This window comes from Streptomyces physcomitrii (genome assembly GCF_012273655.1).
In the GTDB taxonomy this organism is placed as follows: Bacteria; Actinomycetota; Actinomycetes; order Streptomycetales; family Streptomycetaceae; genus Streptomyces; species Streptomyces physcomitrii.
On sequence record NZ_JAAWWP010000013.1, the window covers coordinates 163,190 to 182,988 of the forward strand.

Annotated in this window: 16 protein-coding genes, 1 tRNA gene and 1 pseudogene; 9 read left to right on the plus strand and 9 right to left on the minus strand. The window is 74.1% G+C overall.

Annotation, left to right across the window (positions count from 1 at the left end):
* Window positions 1-14 precede the first annotated feature (14 nt).
* Window positions 15-686 carry a GOLPH3/VPS74 family protein gene (locus HFV08_RS21300; protein WP_168541421.1) on the minus strand — a complete coding sequence of 224 codons (672 nt, stop codon included), beginning with the start codon at window positions 684-686 and terminating at the stop codon, window positions 15-17.
* A 332-nt stretch (window positions 687-1,018) separates the two neighbouring features.
* Between HFV08_RS21300 and HFV08_RS21305 the strand changes: the two genes are divergently transcribed.
* Both HFV08_RS21305 and HFV08_RS21310 read left to right on the plus strand, forming a co-directional pair.
* Window positions 1,019-2,686, plus strand: a complete 1,668-nt coding sequence (locus HFV08_RS21305) for an ABC-F family ATP-binding cassette domain-containing protein (RefSeq protein WP_168541423.1) — start codon at window positions 1,019-1,021, stop codon at window positions 2,684-2,686.
* Window positions 2,687-2,849: 163 nt separating this feature from the next.
* Window positions 2,850-3,824, plus strand: coding sequence for an acyl-ACP desaturase (locus tag HFV08_RS21310; RefSeq protein ID WP_168541425.1), 975 nt, complete (start codon window positions 2,850-2,852; stop codon window positions 3,822-3,824).
* Between the two features lie 84 nt (window positions 3,825-3,908).
* Here the strand turns inward: HFV08_RS21310 and HFV08_RS21315 are convergent, their stop codons facing one another.
* From HFV08_RS21315 to ligD, 3 genes are all read right to left on the minus strand, one after another.
* Window positions 3,909-4,166, minus strand: a complete 258-nt coding sequence (locus tag HFV08_RS21315; RefSeq protein ID WP_168541427.1) for a WhiB family transcriptional regulator — start codon at window positions 4,164-4,166, stop codon at window positions 3,909-3,911.
* Window positions 4,167-4,280: 114 nt separating this feature from the next.
* Window positions 4,281-5,069, minus strand: coding sequence for a VOC family protein (locus HFV08_RS21320; protein WP_168541429.1), 789 nt, complete (start codon window positions 5,067-5,069; stop codon window positions 4,281-4,283).
* A gap of 158 nt (window positions 5,070-5,227) precedes the next feature.
* Window positions 5,228-6,250, minus strand: coding sequence for a non-homologous end-joining DNA ligase (gene ligD, locus HFV08_RS21325; protein WP_168541431.1), 1,023 nt, complete (start codon window positions 6,248-6,250; stop codon window positions 5,228-5,230).
* 63 nt (window positions 6,251-6,313) lie between these two features.
* On the opposite strand from ligD, the gene HFV08_RS21330 reads away from it, so the two are divergent.
* Both HFV08_RS21330 and HFV08_RS21335 read left to right on the plus strand, forming a co-directional pair.
* Window positions 6,314-7,378 carry an ATP-dependent DNA ligase gene (locus tag HFV08_RS21330; protein ID WP_168541433.1) on the plus strand — a complete coding sequence of 355 codons (1,065 nt, stop codon included), beginning with the start codon at window positions 6,314-6,316 and terminating at the stop codon, window positions 7,376-7,378.
* An 80-nt stretch (window positions 7,379-7,458) separates the two neighbouring features.
* Window positions 7,459-8,403: a DUF3048 domain-containing protein gene (locus HFV08_RS21335; RefSeq protein ID WP_168541435.1), complete on the plus strand. Its 945-nt coding sequence runs from the start codon at window positions 7,459-7,461 to the stop codon at window positions 8,401-8,403.
* A 319-nt stretch (window positions 8,404-8,722) separates the two neighbouring features.
* Here the strand turns inward: HFV08_RS21335 and HFV08_RS21340 are convergent, their stop codons facing one another.
* Window positions 8,723-11,395, minus strand: a complete 2,673-nt coding sequence (locus HFV08_RS21340; protein WP_168541437.1) for an ATP-binding protein — start codon at window positions 11,393-11,395, stop codon at window positions 8,723-8,725.
* A gap of 311 nt (window positions 11,396-11,706) precedes the next feature.
* A complete protein-coding gene (locus tag HFV08_RS21345; protein WP_040246163.1) occupies window positions 11,707-12,321 on the minus strand; it encodes a TetR/AcrR family transcriptional regulator in 615 nt (204 codons plus the stop codon).
* Window positions 12,322-12,619: 298 nt separating this feature from the next.
* Here HFV08_RS21345 and HFV08_RS21350 point away from each other — a divergent pair, with 298 nt between their 5' ends.
* Entirely contained in the window at window positions 12,620-13,570 is a 951-nt protein-coding gene (locus HFV08_RS21350; RefSeq protein WP_168541439.1) for a DMT family transporter, read from the plus strand.
* 156 nt (window positions 13,571-13,726) lie between these two features.
* Here the strand turns inward: HFV08_RS21350 and HFV08_RS21355 are convergent, their stop codons facing one another.
* Both HFV08_RS21355 and HFV08_RS21360 read right to left on the minus strand, forming a co-directional pair.
* Window positions 13,727-14,545: an LURP-one-related family protein gene (locus HFV08_RS21355; protein WP_168541441.1), complete on the minus strand. Its 819-nt coding sequence runs from the start codon at window positions 14,543-14,545 to the stop codon at window positions 13,727-13,729.
* A gap of 79 nt (window positions 14,546-14,624) precedes the next feature.
* On the minus strand, window positions 14,625-15,296 hold the full coding sequence (locus HFV08_RS21360; RefSeq protein WP_168541443.1) for an MmyB family transcriptional regulator: 672 nt from the start codon (window positions 15,294-15,296) through the stop codon (window positions 14,625-14,627).
* A 359-nt stretch (window positions 15,297-15,655) separates the two neighbouring features.
* Here HFV08_RS21360 and HFV08_RS21365 point away from each other — a divergent pair.
* The 3 genes and pseudogenes from HFV08_RS21365 to HFV08_RS21375 form a co-directional block, all read left to right on the plus strand.
* A pseudogene (locus HFV08_RS21365) lies at window positions 15,656-15,880 on the plus strand (MFS transporter); the annotation flags it as partial.
* A 93-nt stretch (window positions 15,881-15,973) separates the two neighbouring features.
* Window positions 15,974-16,061, plus strand: a tRNA-Leu gene (locus HFV08_RS21370).
* A gap of 80 nt (window positions 16,062-16,141) precedes the next feature.
* Window positions 16,142-17,557, plus strand: coding sequence for an amidase (locus HFV08_RS21375; protein WP_168541445.1), 1,416 nt, complete (start codon window positions 16,142-16,144; stop codon window positions 17,555-17,557).
* 26 nt (window positions 17,558-17,583) lie between these two features.
* On the opposite strand, the gene HFV08_RS21380 is transcribed toward HFV08_RS21375, so the two are convergent.
* Entirely contained in the window at window positions 17,584-18,528 is a 945-nt protein-coding gene (locus HFV08_RS21380; RefSeq protein ID WP_168541447.1) for a beta-ketoacyl-ACP synthase III, read from the minus strand.
* A 270-nt stretch (window positions 18,529-18,798) separates the two neighbouring features.
* Between HFV08_RS21380 and fdhD the strand changes: the two genes are divergently transcribed.
* Window positions 18,799-19,647 carry a formate dehydrogenase accessory sulfurtransferase FdhD gene (gene fdhD / locus HFV08_RS21385; protein WP_168541449.1) on the plus strand — a complete coding sequence of 283 codons (849 nt, stop codon included), beginning with the start codon at window positions 18,799-18,801 and terminating at the stop codon, window positions 19,645-19,647.
* Window positions 19,648-19,799: the final 152 nt, after the last annotated feature.

The window sequence follows — 19,799 nt, forward strand, 5'->3', positions numbered from 1 at the left end:
CCCCGCCCGGCAGCTCAACTCCCCCGCGTCGCCGCCCCGGTGACCGCCGCCGCCCGCACCGCCGCCCGCAGCTCGCGGAAGACCCCGGGCAGTGCGGGGCCCGCCTCACCGCCGCGCGCGGCCAGCGCCTCGGCTCGGTCCCGGTGCGCCGCGCGCTCCCCGGCGGTGGCGAAGGTGCCGAGCCCGGCGTCCACCGCGAGGACGGTCATCGCCGCCACGCGGTGCCCGACCTCCGCCACCGGCACCGGCCCGCAGAGCGCGGCCCGCGCCCTGGCCCGCAGGCTCCGTACGGGAGCGGGGTCGGCGAGCACATGGCGCCCCGGCGGGAGCAGTCCGAGCAGGCGGTGGCCCCGGGCGCGCAGGAAGCCCCCGGCCACGAGTGACTCGCGTACCGCGGTGCGGGTGGCGCCCGTGTGCGCGCCCACCCACTCCTGCCAGGTGCGCGGCCGGGACTCGGCGACGAGTTCGAGGAGACCGTCGAGCGGGCCCTCACCGGTCTCGGCATCCGGGTCGGTGGGCACCGCCACCCCGTCCTCGTCGGCGAGCAGCCCCCGCCAGGCCAGCTCGGCGAGCGCCCCGGCCCGCACCAGGCGGCCGAGACCGGCGGCCGCGGCGGGGCGGTCCTCGCCGGTGTCCCAGGCGAGGAGGTACAGGCAGGCGGGCAGCGAGCGGGGCGTGTCGGTCATCTGGCTCCCTCTTTCCGGGGGCTCGCGGCGGCGGCGCAACGGCCGCCCTCGGACGCCGCGTTAATCCGTTGCCCCGGCCCGGCCCTTCTCCTACGGTGTTCCTGGCCACACCCCCGCCGAACGGAGAAGGACGTTGCTCCACTGAGGTCCCGGAACACCGTGCCGTGCAGCCTGCCGTATCCGGCCGCCGCGCGCACCGTGACCGACCTCGGTGTCACGAGCCGTCCCTCGGGCAGCCCCCTTCCCGGCGCCCCGGGCCTCTCTCCCAAGTGACCGCGGTGTTCCGGATGCGTCGCCCCGCCGCCCGCACTCCGAGAATCCGTGAGGCCTCCATGACCCACCACGACCACTCCTCCTCCTTCACCCCGGCCGCCGCCTCCTCCCTGGTCCAGTGCACCGGACTGCACTTCGCCTGGCCGGACGGGACCACCGTCTTCGACGGGCTCACCACCGCCTTCGCCCCGGGCAGGACCGGTCTCGTCGGGCTGAACGGCGCCGGGAAGTCGACCCTGCTCAAGCTGATCACCGGTGCGCTGACACCGGGCGCGGGCACCGTCCGTACCAGCGGCGAGGTCGGCTACCTGCCGCAGAACCTCACCCTCGACACGGGGCTGCGGGTCGACGAGGCGCTCGGTATCCGCCGGGTGCGCGCCGCCCTGCACGCCATCGAGGCGGGCGAGGTGGCCGAGGAGCACTTCGCCGCGGTGCAGGACGACTGGGACGTCGAGGAGCGGGCCGGCGCCACCCTCGAATCCCTCGGCCTGCCCAGCGCCCTGGACGCCACCGTCGGCGAGCTGTCCGGCGGCGAGTCCGTACTGCTGCGCCTCGCCGCACTGCTGCTGCGGCGCCCCGAGGTGCTGCTCCTGGACGAGCCCACCAACAACCTCGACCTGCACGCCCGCAGGCGGCTGCACCGGGCGGTCGACAGCTGGCCCGGCGTCCTCGTCCTCGCCGGCCACGACCGCGAGCTCCTGGAGCGCGTCGACCAGATCGCCGAACTCCGCAGCGGCTCCCTGACCTGGTACGGCGGCGCCCTCAGCGCCTACGAGGAGGTACTCGCCGCCCAGCAGGAGGCCGCGCGGCGCAAGGTGCGCACCGCGGAGGCCGATCTGCGCCGGCAGGAGCGCGAACTCGCCGACGCCCAGGTGGTGCTGGCCCGCCGCAGGCGCTACGGGCAGAAGATGTGGGACACCAAGCGGGAGCCCAAGGCGATCATGGCCCAGCGCAAGCGCCAGGCCCAGGTGTCGGCGGGCAAGCACCGCCTGCTGCACGAGGGGCGCCTCGCGGACGCCCGGGAGCGGCTCGACGAGGCGGCCCGCTCGGTGCGCGAGGACGACGAGGTCCGTATCGAGCTGCCGTCCACGGCGGTCCCGCCGGGGCGGGAGGTGTGCACCGTGCGCGAGCTGGTGCTGCCGTACACCGGGGCCCGGGTGCCGGGCGGCCTCTCGGTGCACGGCCCGGAGCGCATCGGCCTGCTCGGCCGCAACGGGGCGGGCAAGTCGACCCTGCTGCGGATACTCGCCGGTGAACTCCCGCCGGTGAGCGGCGTGTCCGGGGTCCAGGTGCCGGTGCGGCATCTGCCGCAGCGGCTCGACATCCTCGACGAGGAACTGAGCGTCGCGCAGAACGTGGCGCGCTTCGCGCCGGGCGCCACGGACAACGCGATCCGCGCCCGGCTGGCCCGCTTCCTGTTCCGGGGCGCCCGCGCGGACCAGCGGGTGGGCACCCTCTCCGGCGGTGAACGCTTCCGGGCGGCCCTCGCCGCCCTGATGCTGGCCGAGCCCGCGCCGCAGCTGCTCCTCCTCGACGAGCCGACCAACAACCTGGACGCCTCGGGGGTGGCCCGGCTCACGACCGCCCTCGCCGCCTACCGGGGCGCGCTCCTGGTCGCCTCGCACGACCTGGACTTCCTCGCCGGCCTCGGCCTCACCCGCTGGCTGCTCCTCGACGGGGAGCTGCGCCCGACCAGCGAGGAGGAGGTGCGCGCCCGGCTCGACTGAGCACGCGAGGGGGCCCGCGCCACGCCGGGCCCCCTCACGGGATCCGGCCGGTCCCGGCGGGGCCCCGGCGGGCCGATCATCCTTACGCTCCCGTAACCTACGGTGTCGTAGCCTACGGTGTCGTAGGTTGACTGATCCGCCCGCACGTCTTGCTGGAGCCACCATGACGATCTCCCACACCCGCCCCCTCGCCTCGGACACCTGGGATGACACCCGGCTGCTCTTCGCGCTGGAGGAGATCGTCGAGAAGGAGCTGAACCGGCACTTCAAGTCCGCCCGGGACTGGATGCCGCACGAGTACGTGCCCTGGTCCGCGGGCCGCAACTTCCCCGGGCTCTTCGAGGACGGCGAGGCCTGGCACAAGGAGCAGTCCTCGGTCACCGATCTGGGCAAGATCGCCCTGGTGGTCAATCTGCTGACCGAGGACAACCTGCCCAGCTACCACCACGAGATCGCGAGCCTCTTCGGGCGGGACGGGGCCTGGGGCACCTGGGTGCACCGCTGGACCGCCGAGGAGGGCAGGCACGGCATCGTCATGCGCGACTACCTGCTCACCTCGCGCGCCGTCGACCCCGACGAGCTGGAGTCCTTCCGGATGACCCACATGTCCGAGGGCTTCGAGTCGGACAACCGGCACTCGATGCTGCACTCGGTCGCCTATGTGGCCTTCCAGGAGCTGGCCACCCGCATCTCGCACCGCAACACCGGCCGGATCTCCGGCGACCCGGTCTGCGAGCGCATGCTCGCGCGGATCGCGACCGACGAGAACCTGCACATGGTCTTCTACCGCAATCTCCTGGCCGCCGCCCTGGAGCTCGCCCCCGACCTCGCGATGCAGGCCGTACGCGACGTGGTCACCGGATTCCGGATGCCCGGCCACGGCATGCCCGGCTTCGAGCGGGCGGCCGCCCAGATGGCCATCGGCGAGGTGTACAACCTGCGCATCCACCACGACGACGTGCTCCAGCCGGTGCTGCGCTACCTCGGCGTGCTCCAGATCAAGGGACTCGGCCCCGAGGGGCAGCGCGCCCAGCAGGAGCTCGGCCTCTACATGGAGGGCCTGGACAGCGAGGCCAGCCGCTTCGACGAGCGCCTCGCGGCCCGCAAGGCCCGGATGGCCGCCCGCGCCGCGGGCTGAGCCAGGGCGGGGCCGCCGGGCCGCCGGGTCCGGGCGACCGCGGCGCCGCCGCCCCGCCGCGTCCGGGCCGCCGCAGCGCGCGCCTCAGGCGGCCTCCGCCCGCCTGAGGCGCTGGAGCCGCAGCCGCTCCTTCTCCGAGAGACCGCCCCAGACCCCGAACTGCTCGTCGTGGGTCAGGGCGTACTCCAGGCACTCGGCGCGCGTCTCGCACATCCGGCAGATCTGCTTGGCCTCGCGCACCGAGCTGCCCGGCTCCGGGAAGAAGAAGCCGGCACCGGTCTGTGCGCACAGGGCCTGTTCCTGCCAGGCGAGGTCTTCCTGGGCGATCACATTGGTCTGCATGCTCACGATGCTGCCGACCGGCGAAAAACGACCGATCAACGTCCGATCAACGCGCAGGACACGCCGTATACGAGCTGCTGGGAGACGGTCCCGCCGGTACGGGGGCCCGCCCGCTCAGCCCTCCTGCGGCGCGGGCTTCAGGATGGCGAAGCGGGCGCCCTGCGGGTCGGCGAGCTGGGCGAGGCGGCCGACGCCCGCCATGTCCTCGGGGCCGCTGCGCACCGTACCGCCCAGCTCCGCGGTGCGCGCGCAGACGGCGTCGGCGTCGGCCACCGCGAAGTAGAGGGTCCAGTGCGGGTCGGTGTAGCGCTCGCTCGGGTCGGACTCCAGGTCGGCGACGCCGCCGAAGCCGCCGTCGCCCTTCTCGGGGCCGGGGCTGACCACGGTGTACTTGCCGCCCGGGAAGGCGACCTCCTCGCTGGTCCAGCCGAAGACCCGCGCGTAGAAGCCGGTGGCCGCCTCGATGTCCGGGGTGTACAGCTCGGTCCAGCACAGCCCGCCGGCCCCGGCGAAGCCGAGTCCCTGGTGCACCCCGGCCTGCCAGACGCCGAACCCCGCGCCCGCGGGGTCCACCAGGTGCGCGTACCGCCCCTGGTCGGTCACGTCCATCGGCGCGTAGGTGACGCTGCCGCCGTGCTCCTCGACCCGCCGTACGGTGGCGTCCACGTCGGTGCTGCGGAAGTAGACGCTCCAGGACGGCGGGCCCTGGTCGGCGGGGACGGGGATGGCGCCCGCCGCGTACTTCCCGCCGACGCTGAACATCCCGTAGCCGCCGGTCTCCGGCCCCAGGCGCTCCAGCTCCCAGCCGAGGATCTCCCCGTAGAAGCGGCCCGCGGCCTCGATGTCGGGGGTGCCCAGGTCGATCCAGTTGGGGGCACCGTCCACGGGTCGAGTGGTGAGCATGATGCGACCCTCCTCGGGTACGTCCGTGTCACGCCCGAGGTGCCAGGCGGCCCGGTACGGGCGTGTACCTCCGAGTCTTCCACCCGGGGCCGACTTCTGCCGCCGCGCTCCCCCGGGGCGGAGTCCTCGGGCACGGCGGAGTCCTCGGGCGGCCGGGCTCAGCCCTCGTCCTTGGCGGCCCGGGAGGGCTGCACCCGCTTGGGCTCGCCCGGCATCTTCGGGTACTCCGGCGGATAGGGCAGATCGCCGAGCCCGTGGTCGTGCTCCTGGCGCTCGGCGAGTTCGAGGAGGCCGTCGAGGCGGAAGGCGTGCTCGTCCATGTCGGCGTGCACATCCCCCAGCTCGGCGAAGCGGCCCGGCATGGTGCCGAGGTCGAAGTCGGCCGGGTGCGCCCGGTCGACCTCCGCCCAGCGCAGCGGCGCCGAGACCTGGGCACGCGGGTGGGGGCGTACCGAGTAGGCGGAGGCGATGGTGCGGTCCCGGGCGGTCTGGTTGTAGTCGACGAAGATCCGCTCGCCGCGCTCCTCCTTCCACCAGGCGGTGGTCACCCGGCCCGGCATCCGGCGCTCCAGTTCCCGCCCGCAGGCGATCGCGCAGCGGCGCACCTCGGTGAAGGTCCACCGCGGCACCAGCGGCACGAAGACGTGCAGTCCCCGGCCGCCGGAGGTCTTGGGCCAGCCGCGCAGCCCGAACTCGTCGAGCAGGGCGCGCAGTTCGAAGGCGGCGCGGACGGCGTCCTCGTAGTCGGTGCCGGGCTGCGGGTCGAGGTCGATCCGCAGTTCGTCGGGGTGCTCGGTGTCGCCGCGGCGCACCGGCCAGGGGTGGAAGGTGAGGGTCCCGTACTGCGCGGCCCAGATCACCGCGCCGACCTCGGTGGGGCACATCTCGTCGGCGTGCCGGCCGCTCGGGAACTCGATCCGTGCGGTGGGGATCCACTCGGGGTGGTTCTTGGGCACCCGCTTCTGGAAGAAGGACTCGCCGGTGAGCCCCTCCGGATAGCGCTCCAGGGTGGTCGGCCGGTCCCGCAGCGCCCGCAGGATCCCCTCGCCGACCGCGAGGTAGTACCGGGCCACGTCGAGCTTGGTGTAGCCGGGCTCGGGGAAGCAGATCTTGTCCGGGCTGGACAGCCGGACCGTACGGGCGCCCGCCCGGAGTTCCAGGGCCTTGCCGTGTGCCGCCATGCGGTCACGGTAGGCGCAGCCCGCCCGGGGGCGCATGTCGGCATACGGCGGCAGAATCTCCCCATGGACCTGCCGGTGATGCCCCCTGTGAAGCCGATGCTCGCCAAGTCCGTGGCGAGCATCCCGCCGGACATGCTCTACGAGGCGAAGTGGGACGGCTTCCGCGCGATCGTCTTCCGGGACGGCGCCGAGGTCGAGCTGGGCAGCCGTACCGGCAAGCCGCTGACCCGCTACTTCCCCGAGCTGGCCGCGGCGCTCGCCGAGCGGCTGCCGGAGCGCTGCGTCCTGGACGGCGAGATCGTGATCGCCCGCGAGGGGCATCTGGACTTCGACGCGCTCACCGAGCGCATCCACCCGGCCGATTCCCGGGTGCGGCTGCTCGCCGAGCGCACCCCCGCCTCCTTCGTCGCCTTCGACCTGCTCGCCCTCGGCTCCGCCTCGCTGCTCGACACCCCGCAGCAGGAGCGGCGGGAGCGCCTGGAGAGCGTCCTCGCGGGCGTCCGCGCGCCGGTGCACCTGGCGCCCGCGACCACCGAGCGCGCGGTGGCCGAGCGCTGGTTCCAGGAGTACGAGGGCGCAGGTCTCGACGGGGTGGTCGCCAAGCCGCTCGGGCTCGGCTACCGGCAGAACGAGCGCGTGATGTTCAAGGTCAAGCATGAGCGCACCGCCGATGTCGTGGTCGCCGGGTACCGCCACCACAAGAGCGGCCCGGTGGTCGGCTCGCTCCTACTCGGCCTGTACGACGCGGCCGGGGTGCTCCAGCACGTCGGGGTCGCCGCCGCCTTCGCCATGAAGCGCCGGGCCGAACTCGTCGAGGAGCTGGCCCCGCTGCGGATGGAGAGCGCCGAGGGGCACCCCTGGGCCGCCTGGACCGAGGAGTCCGCTCACGAGAGCGCCCGGCTGCCGGGTGCCCCGAGCCGCTGGACCGGCAAGAAGGACCTGTCCTGGATTCCGCTGCGCCCGGAGCGGGTCTGCGAGGTGGCGTACGAGCACATGGAGAACGGCGCCCGCTTCCGGCACACCGCCCGCTTCCGCCGCTGGCGCCCCGACCGCACCCCGCAGAGCTGCACCTACGCCCAGCTGGAGGAACCGGTCCGCTACGACCTGGACGAGATCCTCGGCGGCTGAGCGCGGGGCCGCGGACACGGGCCGGGGGTGCCGGGGCCCGTACCCGGGTAGGAACCGGCGCAGAACCCTGAGGGGGCGCGATGCACAAGGCGAGCAAGGGACGCGGGCGGCTGGCGGTGGTGGCCGCAGCGCTGCTCGCCGTGGTGCTGCCGGCCTGCACCCCCGAGGACGAGAAGACGCCCGACCGCTCCGCGGGGGGCGGCCCCGTCCTCGCGGTGAAGATCGACAATGTCGGCCCGGCGCGCCCGCAGACCGGCGTCGAAGGCGCCGACGTCGTCTACGTGGAGCGGGTCGAGGCGGGCCTCAGCAGGCTGATGGCGCTCTACGCCACCCGGCTGCCGAAGACCGTCGGCCCGGTGCGCAGCGCCCGGGAGAGCGACCTGGAGCTGCTGCGGCAGTTCGAGGACCCGGTGCTCGCCTTCTCCGGCGCGCAGTCGAAGCTGCTGCCAGTGATCGGCCGGGCCCCGCTGCGCGCCGTCACCCCGGGCTCGGCGCCCGGCGGCGCCTTCTTCCGGGACAGCGGCCGGGCGGCCCCGCACAACCTCTATCTGCACCCGGACCGGCTGCTGAAGAAGGCCGCCGGGCAGGAGGCACTGTCCCGGGCCGGTGTCGACTTCGGTCCGCGGCCGGACGGCGGCACCGCGCTCGGCTCGCGCACGGTGGGCTATCCCTCGGCGCGCTTCACCTTCGACTGGTCGGCGGGCAAGGGGCGTTGGCTGGTCTCGATGGACGGCAGGCGGGCCACCGCGGCGGGCGGCGGTCCGCTGACCGCGGCGACGGTGGTGGTGCAGTACGTGAAGGTGCGCGAGTCCGGCTACCACGACGTGCGCGGCAGCAACTCCCCCTACTCGCAGAGCACCGGCTCGGGCCGCGCCCAGGTGCTCCGCGACGGCCGCGCCTTCGAGGGCCGCTGGCAGCGCCCGTCCGCGTCGAGCGCCACCGAGTTCACCGACCGGGACGGCGGGCACCTGCCCTTCGCCGAGGGGCCGGTCTGGATCGTCCTCGCGGAGGACCGGCAGGAGTGACCGGGGCCGCCCGACGGCCGCCCGCGCGCATACGACAGGATTCCGGCCATGGACATCTACGAGAACCCGGCCACCTGGAAGCCCGAACCGGTGCGCCCGCGACGGCAGTTGCTGTGGTGGGCGGCGGCCTCCTGAAGGTGCCCGGACCTGATCCGTGGTGGGATTGCGGGCCGGTGCCCCGTGGCGTGACCTGCGCCGGGCCGGTGGAGGGGACGGTATCGGTGGACTCCACGGTCAACCGGGCTCACCACCGCTGCCACCCCGCACTCACCGGCCACCCACCGGTCACCCGCGAGAACACCCCGGCGGCGCAATACGCCTAGCGCAGCCCCCGCCCCGTCTCCAGGACCTCGCGGGCGCGCTGGGCCAGGCCGTCGGCGCCGCAGGAGCGGGCGAGGGTGAGGCCGCGGGTCAGCTCGGTACGGGAGCGGGCGGCGATGCCGTACTCGACCCGGGCCTGGGCGTGTTCGAAGGCGCTCGGCGAGGCCTCCAGATAGGCGACGGCCTGGGCGTACAGGGTGACCGAGCGCTGGCCGGTCTCCAGGGCGGCGGCGGTGCGCAGCGCCTCGCCTATGGCGGTGTCGGTGCCGAAGCGCTCCGCCTGCACCCGGGCGTCCACGGCGAGCGCCCCCGCGCGCACCGGATCCTCGCCGGCCAGGGCGCGGGCGAGGTCGCCCGCCCAGGGCGCCATGACGATGTTGTGCCGGCCGCGGGTGGCGGCGGCGCGCTCCGCGGCCTCCAGTTCGCCGATGCCCTCCTTGGTCCGGTCGGCGGCGACGAGCAGGCGGCCGCGTACCGAGTGCAGGTCGGGGAGCACGATCGTGGAGGGATAGGGCGGCTCGATGCGGTAGAGGCTCGCGATCTCCTGCGCCTGTTCGACGTGGCCCCGGGCGAGCAGGGTGTCGATCAGCATGCAGGCGGCGTCCCAGTGCATGGGCAGGCCGCTGCCCACCCGGTCCGCGAGCCGCAGCGCCTCGCGCAGGAAGGCCTCCGACTCGGCGAGCCGCCCGCGCCTGCGGTGCACATGCCCGACGAAGGCGTGCGCGAGGGCGAGGTGGCCGCCGCTCCATCCAGCGCTCTCGTAGCTGCGCAGCGCGTCGTTGAAGAGGCTCTCGGCGCGGTCGAGCCGGTCGGCGAAGGCGTACGCGCTGCCCAGCATGACGAGGAGTTCGAAGCCCCACTCGGTGTCCGTCCAGCCGAGGCCGGGTGCGAGCTGACCGTTGACCAGGGCGCGGTCGCACAGCTCGACGACCTCCTCGGCGTTCTCGCCGCGGGTCATCGCGTCGAAGGCGCGCAGGATCAGCAGCGCGCGCTCGGAGTTGTCGCGCCCGGTCAGGGGCCCGGCGAGGGTGGCGAGGCTGCGCGAGCGGGCCGGTGAGTCCTCCTCGCCCGCGTGGATGCCCTCCCACATGTAGTGGACGGCCTGCAGCCGCAGCCGCGCGGGGCCGGGCGGCAGCTGGTCGGCCTCGGCGTCCACGGTGCGCACGGCCTCCTCCAGCTCACCGTTGTGGACCAGCGCCTGCGAGAGGCGGCAGACCGCGTCGACCCGGTTCTCGCCCTCCAGGCCGGGGATCGACAGGGCCTCGCGCAGATGCCGGACGGTGGTGGCGGGCGAGTTGAGCAGGGTGGCGCAGCCCAGTTCGTACAGGACGCCCGCGTGGGTCCCGGGCAACGGCGGTTCCCTCAGGGCGCGTTCGAGGCAGCGGCGGGCCGCGTCCGGGGCGCCGACGGCGAGGTGCTCGCGGGCGGCCTCCCGCAACTGCTCGACGAGTTCCGCGTCGTCGTCCGGGTGGACTTCGAGCAGGTGCCGGGAGGCGGCGGCCGCGCCCCGGCCCGACTGGGTGACCGCCCAGGCGGCCTGCCCGTGCATCGCGGTGCGCACCCCGCCCGGGATGGACTGGTAGATCGCGCTGCCGATCAGCGGGTGCACGAACTCCATCTCGCCCTCGGCGTAACGGCTTTCGGCGGCCTGGACACCGGTGGCGAGGATGCGGGCCGTGCACAGCTGCTCGGCGCAGCGCCGCGCGTCCTCCGGCTTCATGCCCGCGAGGGTGGCGGCGAGCGGGATGGAGATCCGGGTGCCGAGTATCGCGGCGGCCCAGGCGAAGCGGGTGACGTCGGTGCCCATGGTCTCCAGGCGGGCGACGAGGCCGCGGCCGCGGGCCGAGCGGTTCAGGTCGCGCAGCTCCGCGGCGGAGGACTCGACGGGGGCGAGCCCGGCGTCCTGCACCTTGGCGAGGAGTTCCACGGTCTCGTACGGATTGCCCCCGGTGACCGCCCAGACCTCGCGGCAGAAGGGCGCGTCGGCGTGCTCCCCGACGCTCGCGCGGGTCAGGCCCGCGGTCGCGTCCGGGGTGAGCGCCCGCAGGGTGCTGCGCGGGCGGGCCGCGGCGCCGACCCGGTCAAGGAGGACGGCGCTCTCCCCGTGCGCCTCGTCCGGCCGGTGGGCGACGACCAGGAGCACCGGCAGATCGTCCAGGCGCTCGGCGAAGGCGGCGAGCCAGCGCAGGGTCTCCTGGTCGGCCCAGTGGGCGTCGTCGATGAGCAGGACCAGCGGCCAGTGGCGCCGGGCGAGCCGTCCGACCGCCTCGACCAGTCCGTCGCAGACGCCCCGCGGGTCGGCCTGGCGCCCGGTGGGCTCGGCTATGCCGAGCGCGGGTCCCGCGATGTCGTACCAGTCCCCGAGGTATTCACGCGCCTCCTCGGGGCCGAGGGCGAGCAGGGCGGGCTGGAGCAGCTGCCGTACGACGTTGAAGGGGACGGAGGTGACGGCCTCCCCGCCGCGGGCCGACCAGACGGTGCAGCGGTCGCGGACCAGTCGGCGGACCTCGGCGAGGAGAGCGGTCTTGCCGATCCCGGCCTCGCCGCAGAAGACGAGCAGGCTGCCGGAGCGGGCCGGGGCGCAGAGGGCTTCCACGGCCTGCGCGGCTCCGGCGAGTTCGGTGTCGCGCTCCCACAGCGGGGCAGCGGACCCGTCCAGGCCGTGCGTCATCGCGCTACCTCCACCGTCACCTGTCCGAGCCGCCTTTCGGTGTACCCGTTCGAGACTAACCGCAGCGGCCGCCCGGCGGTGGCGGTCCGCGCACCTTGGCCGGGTGGGACGAACTTCCGTGCCCAGGTGTGGTATTCGCCGCCGCGGTGCGCTATAACCGGCCAACTCCCGCGCGGGCGGGGCCGATTGCCCGCCGGGGCGGGGTCACCTCTCGGCGGCGGGACCGGCCCGGCCGGGCCTGCGCCGCGCCCGTCCCCACGGAGCGGCGCGCGGGAGTGCCGCCCGGTCGTCCGGCGGGCGGCGGCCCGGGCTCAGGGGCCGGTGAGCCCGAGGGGCGGCAGCACGCAGTGCTCGACGAAGCGGCCGAGGTACTCGGCGTCGGCGAACCGGCCCTCCAGCATCGGCCGGACCCGGATCACCCCGACCAGCTGGGCGGCGAGGAAGGGCGCCGCCGGGTGGTCGGCCGCCAGCTCGCCCCGGAGCACTCCGCGCCGGATCATCTCACCGACGGCCGCGACCTCCGGCTCGATGAGGGTCTCGCGCAGGGCCTTCTGGAGTGCCTGGTCGCGCATCGCGGCGTGCGCCAGCGCGTGCAGCAGGGTGGTGTCGTCGTCGGGGCCGTCGCCCGCGGCCCGCGCCGCCTGCCGCAGGTCCCCGGCGAGCGAGCCGGTGTCGATCCCGGCGAAGCGCACACAGCGGGTGGAACGCAGCGCGGCGACCACCAGGCGCGGCTTGGAGCCCCACTGCCGGTAGAGGGTCGACTTGCTGCACCGGGTACGGGCGGCCACCCCCTCCATGGTCAGCGCCTCGTAGCCGTTCTCCCTGATCTCGTCGAGCACGGCCTCGTAGAACTCCTGCTCGCGCTCGGGCGTGATCTTGGACCGCGGCGAGGAGGACACCGCGACACCCGCCTCCTTCGCGGTCATGGCTGCACTCCCTCGGGCCGGGAACGTGACGGAATCCTTCGACGATTCATCGATACGACAGTGTACCGGTACGGGGTCGTATCGGTACACTGTCGTTTCGGTAACTGCGGTGCGCCCCGACGGGCTCCCGTGTCCACAAACGTACGACCGCCGCATCCCGCGCGAAAGGGTCAGGGAGCCTCACCGTGAAGGACGTCTTCGCCTCGGCGCCGGCCGCCACCGGCACGCGCACCCGCCGCCATCCCGCGCACTCCCCCGTCTGGCTGCGCTCCAGCGCCGTCCCCCCGTGGGCCGCGCGGTGAGCGCGACCCTCCTCGCGGTCCTCCTCAGCCTGCTCTCCGCGGTCGCCTACGCCGCCGCGGCCGTGGCCCAGGAGCGGCTCGCCGCGCGCAGCGGCACCGGCGGGGTCTGGCGGCTGCTCGCCCGCGGCTCCTGGTGGTGGGCGGTGAGCCTCAACTCCGGGGGCGCGCTGCTGCATGTGGCCGCGCTGAAGTACGGCTCGCTCACCCTGGTGCAGCCGCTCGGCGCCCTCACCCTGGTGGCCGCGGTGCCGCTCGGCGCCCGGCTCGCCCACCGGCGGGTCGCCAGGATCGAGTGGCGCGGCACCGTCCTCACCCTCCTCGGCCTCGGCGCCCTGCTGGTCACCGCGACCGGGCCCGCCCCGGAGCAGACCCTGTCGACCAACGAGGCGATGACGGTGGCGGTCACCGCCGGGCTGCTCATCGCCGTGCTCTGCCGCGGGGCCCGCCCCGGGCTGCGCTTCGCCAGCGCCTCCGGCATCGCCTCGGGGCTCGCCTCCGCGCTCACCCAGACCGTCACCGTCGCGGTTACCGACGACAAGGCCTCGCCGTTCGGTGTGCAGGTGGTCGTGGTGGCCGTCCTGGTGGCCGCCTTCGCCGCGGGCAGCCTGCTGCTCGCCCAGACCGCCTTCCGCGGCGGGCTCGGGGCGCCGCTCGCGGTGGTGACCCTCAGCAATCCGATCGCGGCCGCCGCGATCGGCATCACCCTCCTCGGCGAGCGCATGCAGGGCGGGCCGCTCGGGGTGCTGCTCGCCCTGTGCGGCGCGGGCCTCGCCGCCCGCGGGGTCTTGCTGCTGGCCCGCGCCACACCCCCGCGCGGCGACGCGGCACCCGGCCCGGTGCTCTCCTACGTACCGCCGCAGCCCGCGGATCTCGCGGACCCGCCCCGGTGGCTGCACCGGCGCACAGCCCCGCCGCCGGGGGCGGAGCGGGAGCGGCGGGCGAGCTGAGGCGGCCGGGGAGCGCTCCCCAACAGGCCCGAGGCGCCGCTCCCCGGCAGGCAGGACCCGAACACCCGCGTTCCCGGGCAGGACCCCACCGCCCGCGTTCCGGGGCGGGACCGGCCCGGAACGCTCCCCGGCAGGCCGCCGCTCACCGGCGGCGGTTCAGCCGAGGCCGCGGGCGTCCTGCTTGAGGGCCGTGTCCACGGTGAGGGCCGTGGCGACCACCAGGCTCCGCAGCGGCTCGGGCAGCTGCTGGTGGATCTGCAGGACGTAGTTGTCGGCGGTGGTGAACATCGTCTTGGCGAGGCCCTCCCAGGTCTTGGTGATCCGGGCGACCTCGGTGTCCGTGTGGTCGACGATGGCGAAGTTCCAGGCGCGCCAGTTCTCCGCCTTGATCGCGCCGACCTGCCGGCCGTCCGCCATGATCGCGAAGTTGATCTTCCCGAAGACGTTCTGCTGGACGATCTCGCCCACCGGCTGCCCGTCCGGACACTCCACCAGGACCCGGGACTTCAGGAACTTCGCCGGGCGGGTCAGGACCAGCTGGACCTGCCCGTGCGGGTCGCGGATCTCCAGGCGGTGGGTGAGGTACTGGTCGATGCTGGCGACGAAGCGGAGCGCCTTCTTCAGCCCGCTCTGGCCGACCTGGACGACCGAGCCGAGACTGCCGCCGTTCTGGTCGAAGACACCGTACTCATTGGTCAGTTCGATGAGCTTGGCCTTCTGGTTCACCACCAGGACCGGCTCGGTGAACAGCGTCCCGCCGCCCTTGCCGCCCGGGGCGAGACCGGCCTGCTGCCGCACCTGGCGCTGCACCCGCGCGGGATCGGCCGTCTGCTGCGGCACCTGCTGCCCCGGGGTGTTCCCGCCCTGGCCGCTGGTGTGCTCGGTCCAGGTACTGCCGTCCCACCAGCGCAGCAGGCCCGTGGCGCCGTGCGGGTCGGGGTACCAGCCGGCGGGAGTGTTCGCATGTGTCGTCATCCGGGGCACATTACCCCGGTTCCACCCGTTCGAGGGATGCCGGACCATCTGCCGGACCTGCACTCGTACGAGTGAGGGCTCACCGGTCGTGCAGCGGAACCGCCTTCAAGTGGCCCGCCCCGCGCCGCGATTGGCGCGGGAGCCGGCCCGCGAGGGGCGCGGGTCGCGGCCGGGGCTCGCGCAGTACGAGGGTCAGCCGCGAGTAGCCGCGCGACTGAAGGGTGCGCGGGGTGTCGCCGACCACCCGGCAGGAGGTGCGGCCCCAGCGCGGGTCCGGATGCCTCAACGGGCGTACCGCGCCGTCGTGTTCGAGCCCGTCCTCGCCCACCGAGCGGATCCAGTGCGGGAGTCCGCGGACGTAGGCCTCCTCCATCAGCGGGTCGACGGCGATGTCGCGCCGGATGGACTGGAGCGAGGGGTCCTCGGTGTCGCGCTCCACCGCCCGGGCGAAGTTGGCCATCATCGGCAGGCACCACAGCGCCTCCCGGTCGACGAGCACGCTCCCGGCGTCCGGGTGGAAGAGGACGAAGCGCAGGAAGTTCTCGCAGGGCATGGCCGTGGGGCAGCGGTCGAGGCCGGAGAAGAGGACGTCGAAGGCCGGGTTGGCGAGCAGGACGTCCCAGCGGTGGTCGAAGACGACCGAGGGGTGCGGCACCGAGTCGAGGAGTCTCGCGTAGTCCTGGAGGTAGCCGTGCAGCCCGGGATCCTGCAGGCCCGGACCCGGCCGCGGACCTGACGCCTGGTGTGCCATCGACTCGCCACCCCTCTTGCGGGCTGTGTGCTCTTGTCGCGCGGGACCCGGCCCCGCCTCGGGGCGGAAGCGTACGGCGCACGACCCCTCGTCATGTACCCCATGACGAGGCACTGTTGCCATCGCAACCATCCTGGCATATGCCAATGCTTGACAGGTCAATGCCAAATTTGGCGCGCCTGGCCACCCTACAAACCGGACGTACGGAAGGGTACTCGGACCTTTCCCCTCGCCTCCCCCGCGATCATGGGCGAAGGCGAGCCACCGGGAGGGACGGGCACGGAGAGAAGGCGGCCGAACACGGACGCTCGACCTCGCCGGCCGAACCTCGGTTTCCGGGACATCGGCACCCCGACCGCGCGGTCGCCCCGGTGCTCGGCGCCCGTCTCGCCTCCGGCATGGAGCTGGGCCGCTCCCTGGCGGTCCTCACCTTCGCGGGCACGATCCTGGTCGTCCTCATGGTGGGACTCGACGTCCCGGGCCGGCTCAACCGGCTGACCGACCCGGAGGGCGAACGGGACCATCCGGCACCCTCCGGACAGGCCGGGGCGCCCGTCGGACCGTCGCGGAAGGCACCGCACTGACGTGCCGATATGGAGGTGAGAGGCACCCGGAAACCTTGGTATTGTTGTCTCTGTCGCCGCGGGGCAAGATCCTCGCGGACCGGCAGACACCTTGTCCGGGTGGCGGAATGGCAGACGCGCTAGCTTGAGGTGCTAGTGCCCTTTATCGGGCGTGGGGGTTCAAGTCCCCCCTCGGACACCAGCGAAGACCCCAGTCGACCTGGGGTCTTTTTGCTGTCTCCCTCTGCCGGGCCATGGTTTCCCGTGAGTAACATCCCTGGCATGGACAGCACACGGGTGCACGCATACGCCGACGACGCCCTGGGCGAGCACGACGCCACCGCCCTCGCCGGACTCCTCGCGGCCGGGGCGCTGAGCAGGCGCGAGGTGCTCGAAGCCGCCATCGCCCGGATCGAGAAGGTGCAGCCGGAGCTGAACGCCGTGCGGCACGCGGACTTCGAGGGCGCGCTCGCGGCCCCGGCGGGCAGCGGGCCCTTCGCGGGGGTGCCCACCTTCATCAAGGACAACACCGATGTGGCCGGGCTGCCGTCACAGCACGGCTCCACCGCCTTCACCGCCCGCCCCGCCGCCGCGCACGCGCCGATCTCCCGGCTGCTGCTCGGCCTCGGCCTCGCCAACCTCGGCAAGAGCACGCTCCCGGAGTTCGGCTTCAACGCCTCCACCGAGTACGCGGGACTGCCGCCCACCCGCAACCCCTGGAACCCCGCCTACTCCTCCGGCGCCTCCTCCGGCGGCTCGGCCGCGCTGGTCGCCTCCGGGGCCGTACCCCTCGCGCACGCCAACGACGGCGGCGGCTCCATCCGCATCCCCGCCGCGGCCTGCGGTCTCGTCGGCCTCAAGCCCACCCGGGGCAGGTTCCCCGCGCCGGCCGGGCACGGGCTGCTCCCGGTGGGCATCGTCTCGGAGGGGGTGCTGACCCGCAGCGTGCGGGACACCGCCCGGGTCTTCACCGGCATCGAGCGGACCCACCGCCCCTCCGGCGGGCTGATGCCCGCGGGCGGAGTCGAGGGCCCGGGGCGCCGGAGGCTGCGGATCGGCCTCGTCCTGGACTCGATCACCGGGCAGCGCACCGACGACGAGACCCGGACCGCCGTGGAGGAGGCGGCCCGGCTCCTGGAGGGCATGGGCCACCAGGTCTCCCCGGTGGAGATCACGGCGGCGCCCACCTTCCCCGCCGACTTCGCCCTCTACTGGGAACTCCTCGCCCACCTGCTGAGCAGCAACGGCAAGCGGATGTTCGCCCGCGACTTCGACCGGCGCGCCCTGGACCCGCTGACCGCCGGTCTCGCCCGGCAGTTCCGCACCCACCGGCGGCGGCTGCCCGGCGCCGTGCTGCGGCTGCGCCGGACGAAGGCGGACTACGCGCGGATGTTCACCGGCGCCGATGTGGTCCTCTCCCCCGTCCTCGCCCATACGACCCCGCCGCTCGGGCACCTGTCCCCGGAGGCCGGTTACGAGCGGCTCTTCGCCCACCTCACCGACTACGTCGCCTTCACCCCGTTCAACAACACCGCCGGAGGCCCCGGCCTCTCGCTGCCGATGGGCCGCACCGCGGACGGGCTCCCGATCGGTGTGCACTTCTCCGCGGCGCACGGCGACGAGCGCACCCTGCTGCAGCTGGCCTTCGAGATCGAGGAGGCGGTGCCCTGGCGGCGGATCCAGGACCGGGAGAGCTGAGCCGGGAGCACGGGGGCGGGTGCCGCTCAGGGGCAGCGTACGACCTGGCCCGCGTACGAGAGGTTGCCGCCGAAGCCGAAGAGGAGGGCCCGGTCGCCGCTGACCACCTCGCCGCGCTCGATCAGCTTGGAGAGGGCGAGCGGGATGCTGGCGGCCGAGGTGTTGCCGGAGTCGACCACGTCCCGGGCGATCACGGCCCGGTGCGCGCCGAGCCGCTCGGCCAGCGGCTCGATGATGCGCAGATTCGCCTGGTGCAGCACGATCGCGTCGAGGTCGGCGGGGGCCAGGCCCGCGCGGGCGCAGGCCTCCCGGGCCAGCGGCGGGAGCCGGGTGGTGGCCCAGCGGTAGACGCTCTGCCCGTGCTGCCGGAAGCGCGGCGGCGAGCCCTCGATCCGTACCGCGTCGCTCATCTCGGGCACCGAACCCCACAGCACCGGTGAGATCCCGGCCTCGTCCTCGGCGCAGGACTCCACGACCACCGCGCCCGCGCCGTCGCCCATCAGGATGCAGCTGCTGCGGTCCGTCCAGTCGGCGACCTCGGACATCTTGTCGGCGCCGACCACCAGGGCCCGCCGCGCGCCGCCCGCCCGGACCGTGTGGTCGGCCGTGGCCAGGGCGTGGGTGAAGCCCGCGCAGACGACGTTGAGGTCGAGGGTGGCGGCGCCGGGCACCCCGAGGCGGGCGGCGATCCGGGCGGCCGTGTTCGGGGAGCGGTCGATGGCCGTGGAGGTGGCCACCAGGATCAGGTCGATGTCGGCGGGAGCGAGCCCGGCGGTGGCCAGCGCCTTCGCGGCGGCGTGCGCACCCAGTTCGTCCACCGGTTCCCCGGGGCCGGCGAGGTGCCGGGTGCGGATGCCGACGCGGCTGGTGATCCACTCGTCGCTGGTGTCGACCAGGGTGGACAGTTCGCCGTTGGTGAGCACGCGCGCGGGCTGGTGGTGGCCCACCGCCGTGATTCGCGAGCCGTTCATCGGCCGCCCCCCTGGTCTGTGTGGTCTGCGGTGCGCGGTGCCCCGCGTCGACGAGTCTGGTCACCGGCCGGGCCGCACAGGGGCGTGGACTCCGACAGGAAATATCGGCACTCCTTGTCCATTTCGCTCACGTTATCCGCGGGCCGAGCCGGTATCCGCGAGGCAGGCCGTACCGGAGGACTCGGCACGGGTGGGCCCGGTGGCGGACAATGGCCCGAAAGGGCGGGGGCCACCGCGCACGCAGCGAGAGAGACCGGGGCTGATCTGACCATGGGCCGTGCCACCGAACGCCGACGGATCGTCCGCATCCGGGACGGGAAGGTCTCCGCCCGGCCCGACACCCTCGCCGCCGAGGAGCCCCTGGAGATCCGCCTCAACGGCAAGCGACTCGCCGTCACCATGCGCACCCCCGGCGACGACTTCCCCCTCGCGGCCGGCTTCCTGGTGAGCGAGGGCGTCCTCGCGCACCGCTCGGACCTCACCAGCATCGTGTACTGCGCGGGCGCCACCGAGGACGGCTCCAACACGTACAACGTCGTCGACGTACGGACCGCACCGACGGTCGCCGTCCCGGACATCACGCTGGAGCGGAACGTCTACACCAGCTCCTCCTGCGGGCTGTGCGGGAAGGCGAGTCTGGAGGCGGTGCGCACCACCGCGCGCTTCCCGCTCGCGGACGAACCGGGGCTGCGGCTCACCCCGGAGCTGCTCACCGCGCTGCCCGAGCGGCTGCGCGCCTCCCAGCGGGTCTTCGACCGCACCGGCGGGCTGCACGCGGCGGCGCTCTTCTCCGAGCGGGGCGAACTGCTCGACCTGCGGGAGGACGTGGGGCGGCACAACGCCGTCGACAAGCTCATCGGCCGGGCCCTCCAGCAGGGGCTGCTCCCGCTGTCGCGGGCGGTGCTGATGGTCTCGGGGCGGGCCTCCTTCGAGCTGGTGCAGAAGGCGGTGATGGCCGGGATCCCGGTGCTCGCCGCGGTCTCGGCGCCCTCCTCGCTCGCGGTGGACCTGGCGGCCGAGCAGGGCCTCACCCTGGTGGGCTTCCTGCGGGGCTCCTCGATGAACGTCTACGCGGGCGAGGAGCGGCTCGCCCTCGAAGAACCCGCCCACCAGGCCTGAGCGCCCGCCGGGTCCCCGTCCCGGCGCGAATCGCCCAGGCGGGGCCGGATGAGTGACGGCCCATCAGGTATCGCGCCGCGCTCCGTCATGCCCTGACACACCGTCACCGGGACCCGGAGAGGCGTCGGCCATCCGTCGTACGGCCGTCAACT

Bases quoted from the DNA above. Each gene is read 5' to 3' on its own strand.
- HFV08_RS21300 (WP_168541421.1), bottom strand. From the start codon at position 686: ATGACCGACACGCCCCGCTCGCTGCCCGCCTGCCTGTACCTCCTCGCC.
- HFV08_RS21305 (WP_168541423.1), top strand. From the start codon at position 1,019: ATGACCCACCACGACCACTCCTCCTCCTTCACCCCGGCCGCCGCCTCC.
- HFV08_RS21310 (WP_168541425.1), top strand. From the start codon at position 2,850: ATGACGATCTCCCACACCCGCCCCCTCGCCTCGGACACCTGGGATGAC.
- HFV08_RS21315 (WP_168541427.1), bottom strand. From the start codon at position 4,166: ATGCAGACCAATGTGATCGCCCAGGAAGACCTCGCCTGGCAGGAACAG.
- HFV08_RS21320 (WP_168541429.1), bottom strand. From the start codon at position 5,069: ATGCTCACCACTCGACCCGTGGACGGTGCCCCCAACTGGATCGACCTG.
- ligD (WP_168541431.1), bottom strand. From the start codon at position 6,250: ATGGCGGCACACGGCAAGGCCCTGGAACTCCGGGCGGGCGCCCGTACG.
- HFV08_RS21330 (WP_168541433.1), top strand. From the start codon at position 6,314: ATGGACCTGCCGGTGATGCCCCCTGTGAAGCCGATGCTCGCCAAGTCC.
- HFV08_RS21335 (WP_168541435.1), top strand. From the start codon at position 7,459: ATGCACAAGGCGAGCAAGGGACGCGGGCGGCTGGCGGTGGTGGCCGCA.
- HFV08_RS21340 (WP_168541437.1), bottom strand. From the start codon at position 11,395: ATGACGCACGGCCTGGACGGGTCCGCTGCCCCGCTGTGGGAGCGCGAC.
- HFV08_RS21345 (WP_040246163.1), bottom strand. From the start codon at position 12,321: ATGACCGCGAAGGAGGCGGGTGTCGCGGTGTCCTCCTCGCCGCGGTCC.
- HFV08_RS21355 (WP_168541441.1), bottom strand. From the start codon at position 14,545: ATGACGACACATGCGAACACTCCCGCCGGCTGGTACCCCGACCCGCAC.
- HFV08_RS21360 (WP_168541443.1), bottom strand. From the start codon at position 15,296: ATGGCACACCAGGCGTCAGGTCCGCGGCCGGGTCCGGGCCTGCAGGAT.
- HFV08_RS21375 (WP_168541445.1), top strand. From the start codon at position 16,142: ATGGACAGCACACGGGTGCACGCATACGCCGACGACGCCCTGGGCGAG.
- HFV08_RS21380 (WP_168541447.1), bottom strand. From the start codon at position 18,528: ATGAACGGCTCGCGAATCACGGCGGTGGGCCACCACCAGCCCGCGCGC.
- fdhD (WP_168541449.1), top strand. From the start codon at position 18,799: ATGGGCCGTGCCACCGAACGCCGACGGATCGTCCGCATCCGGGACGGG.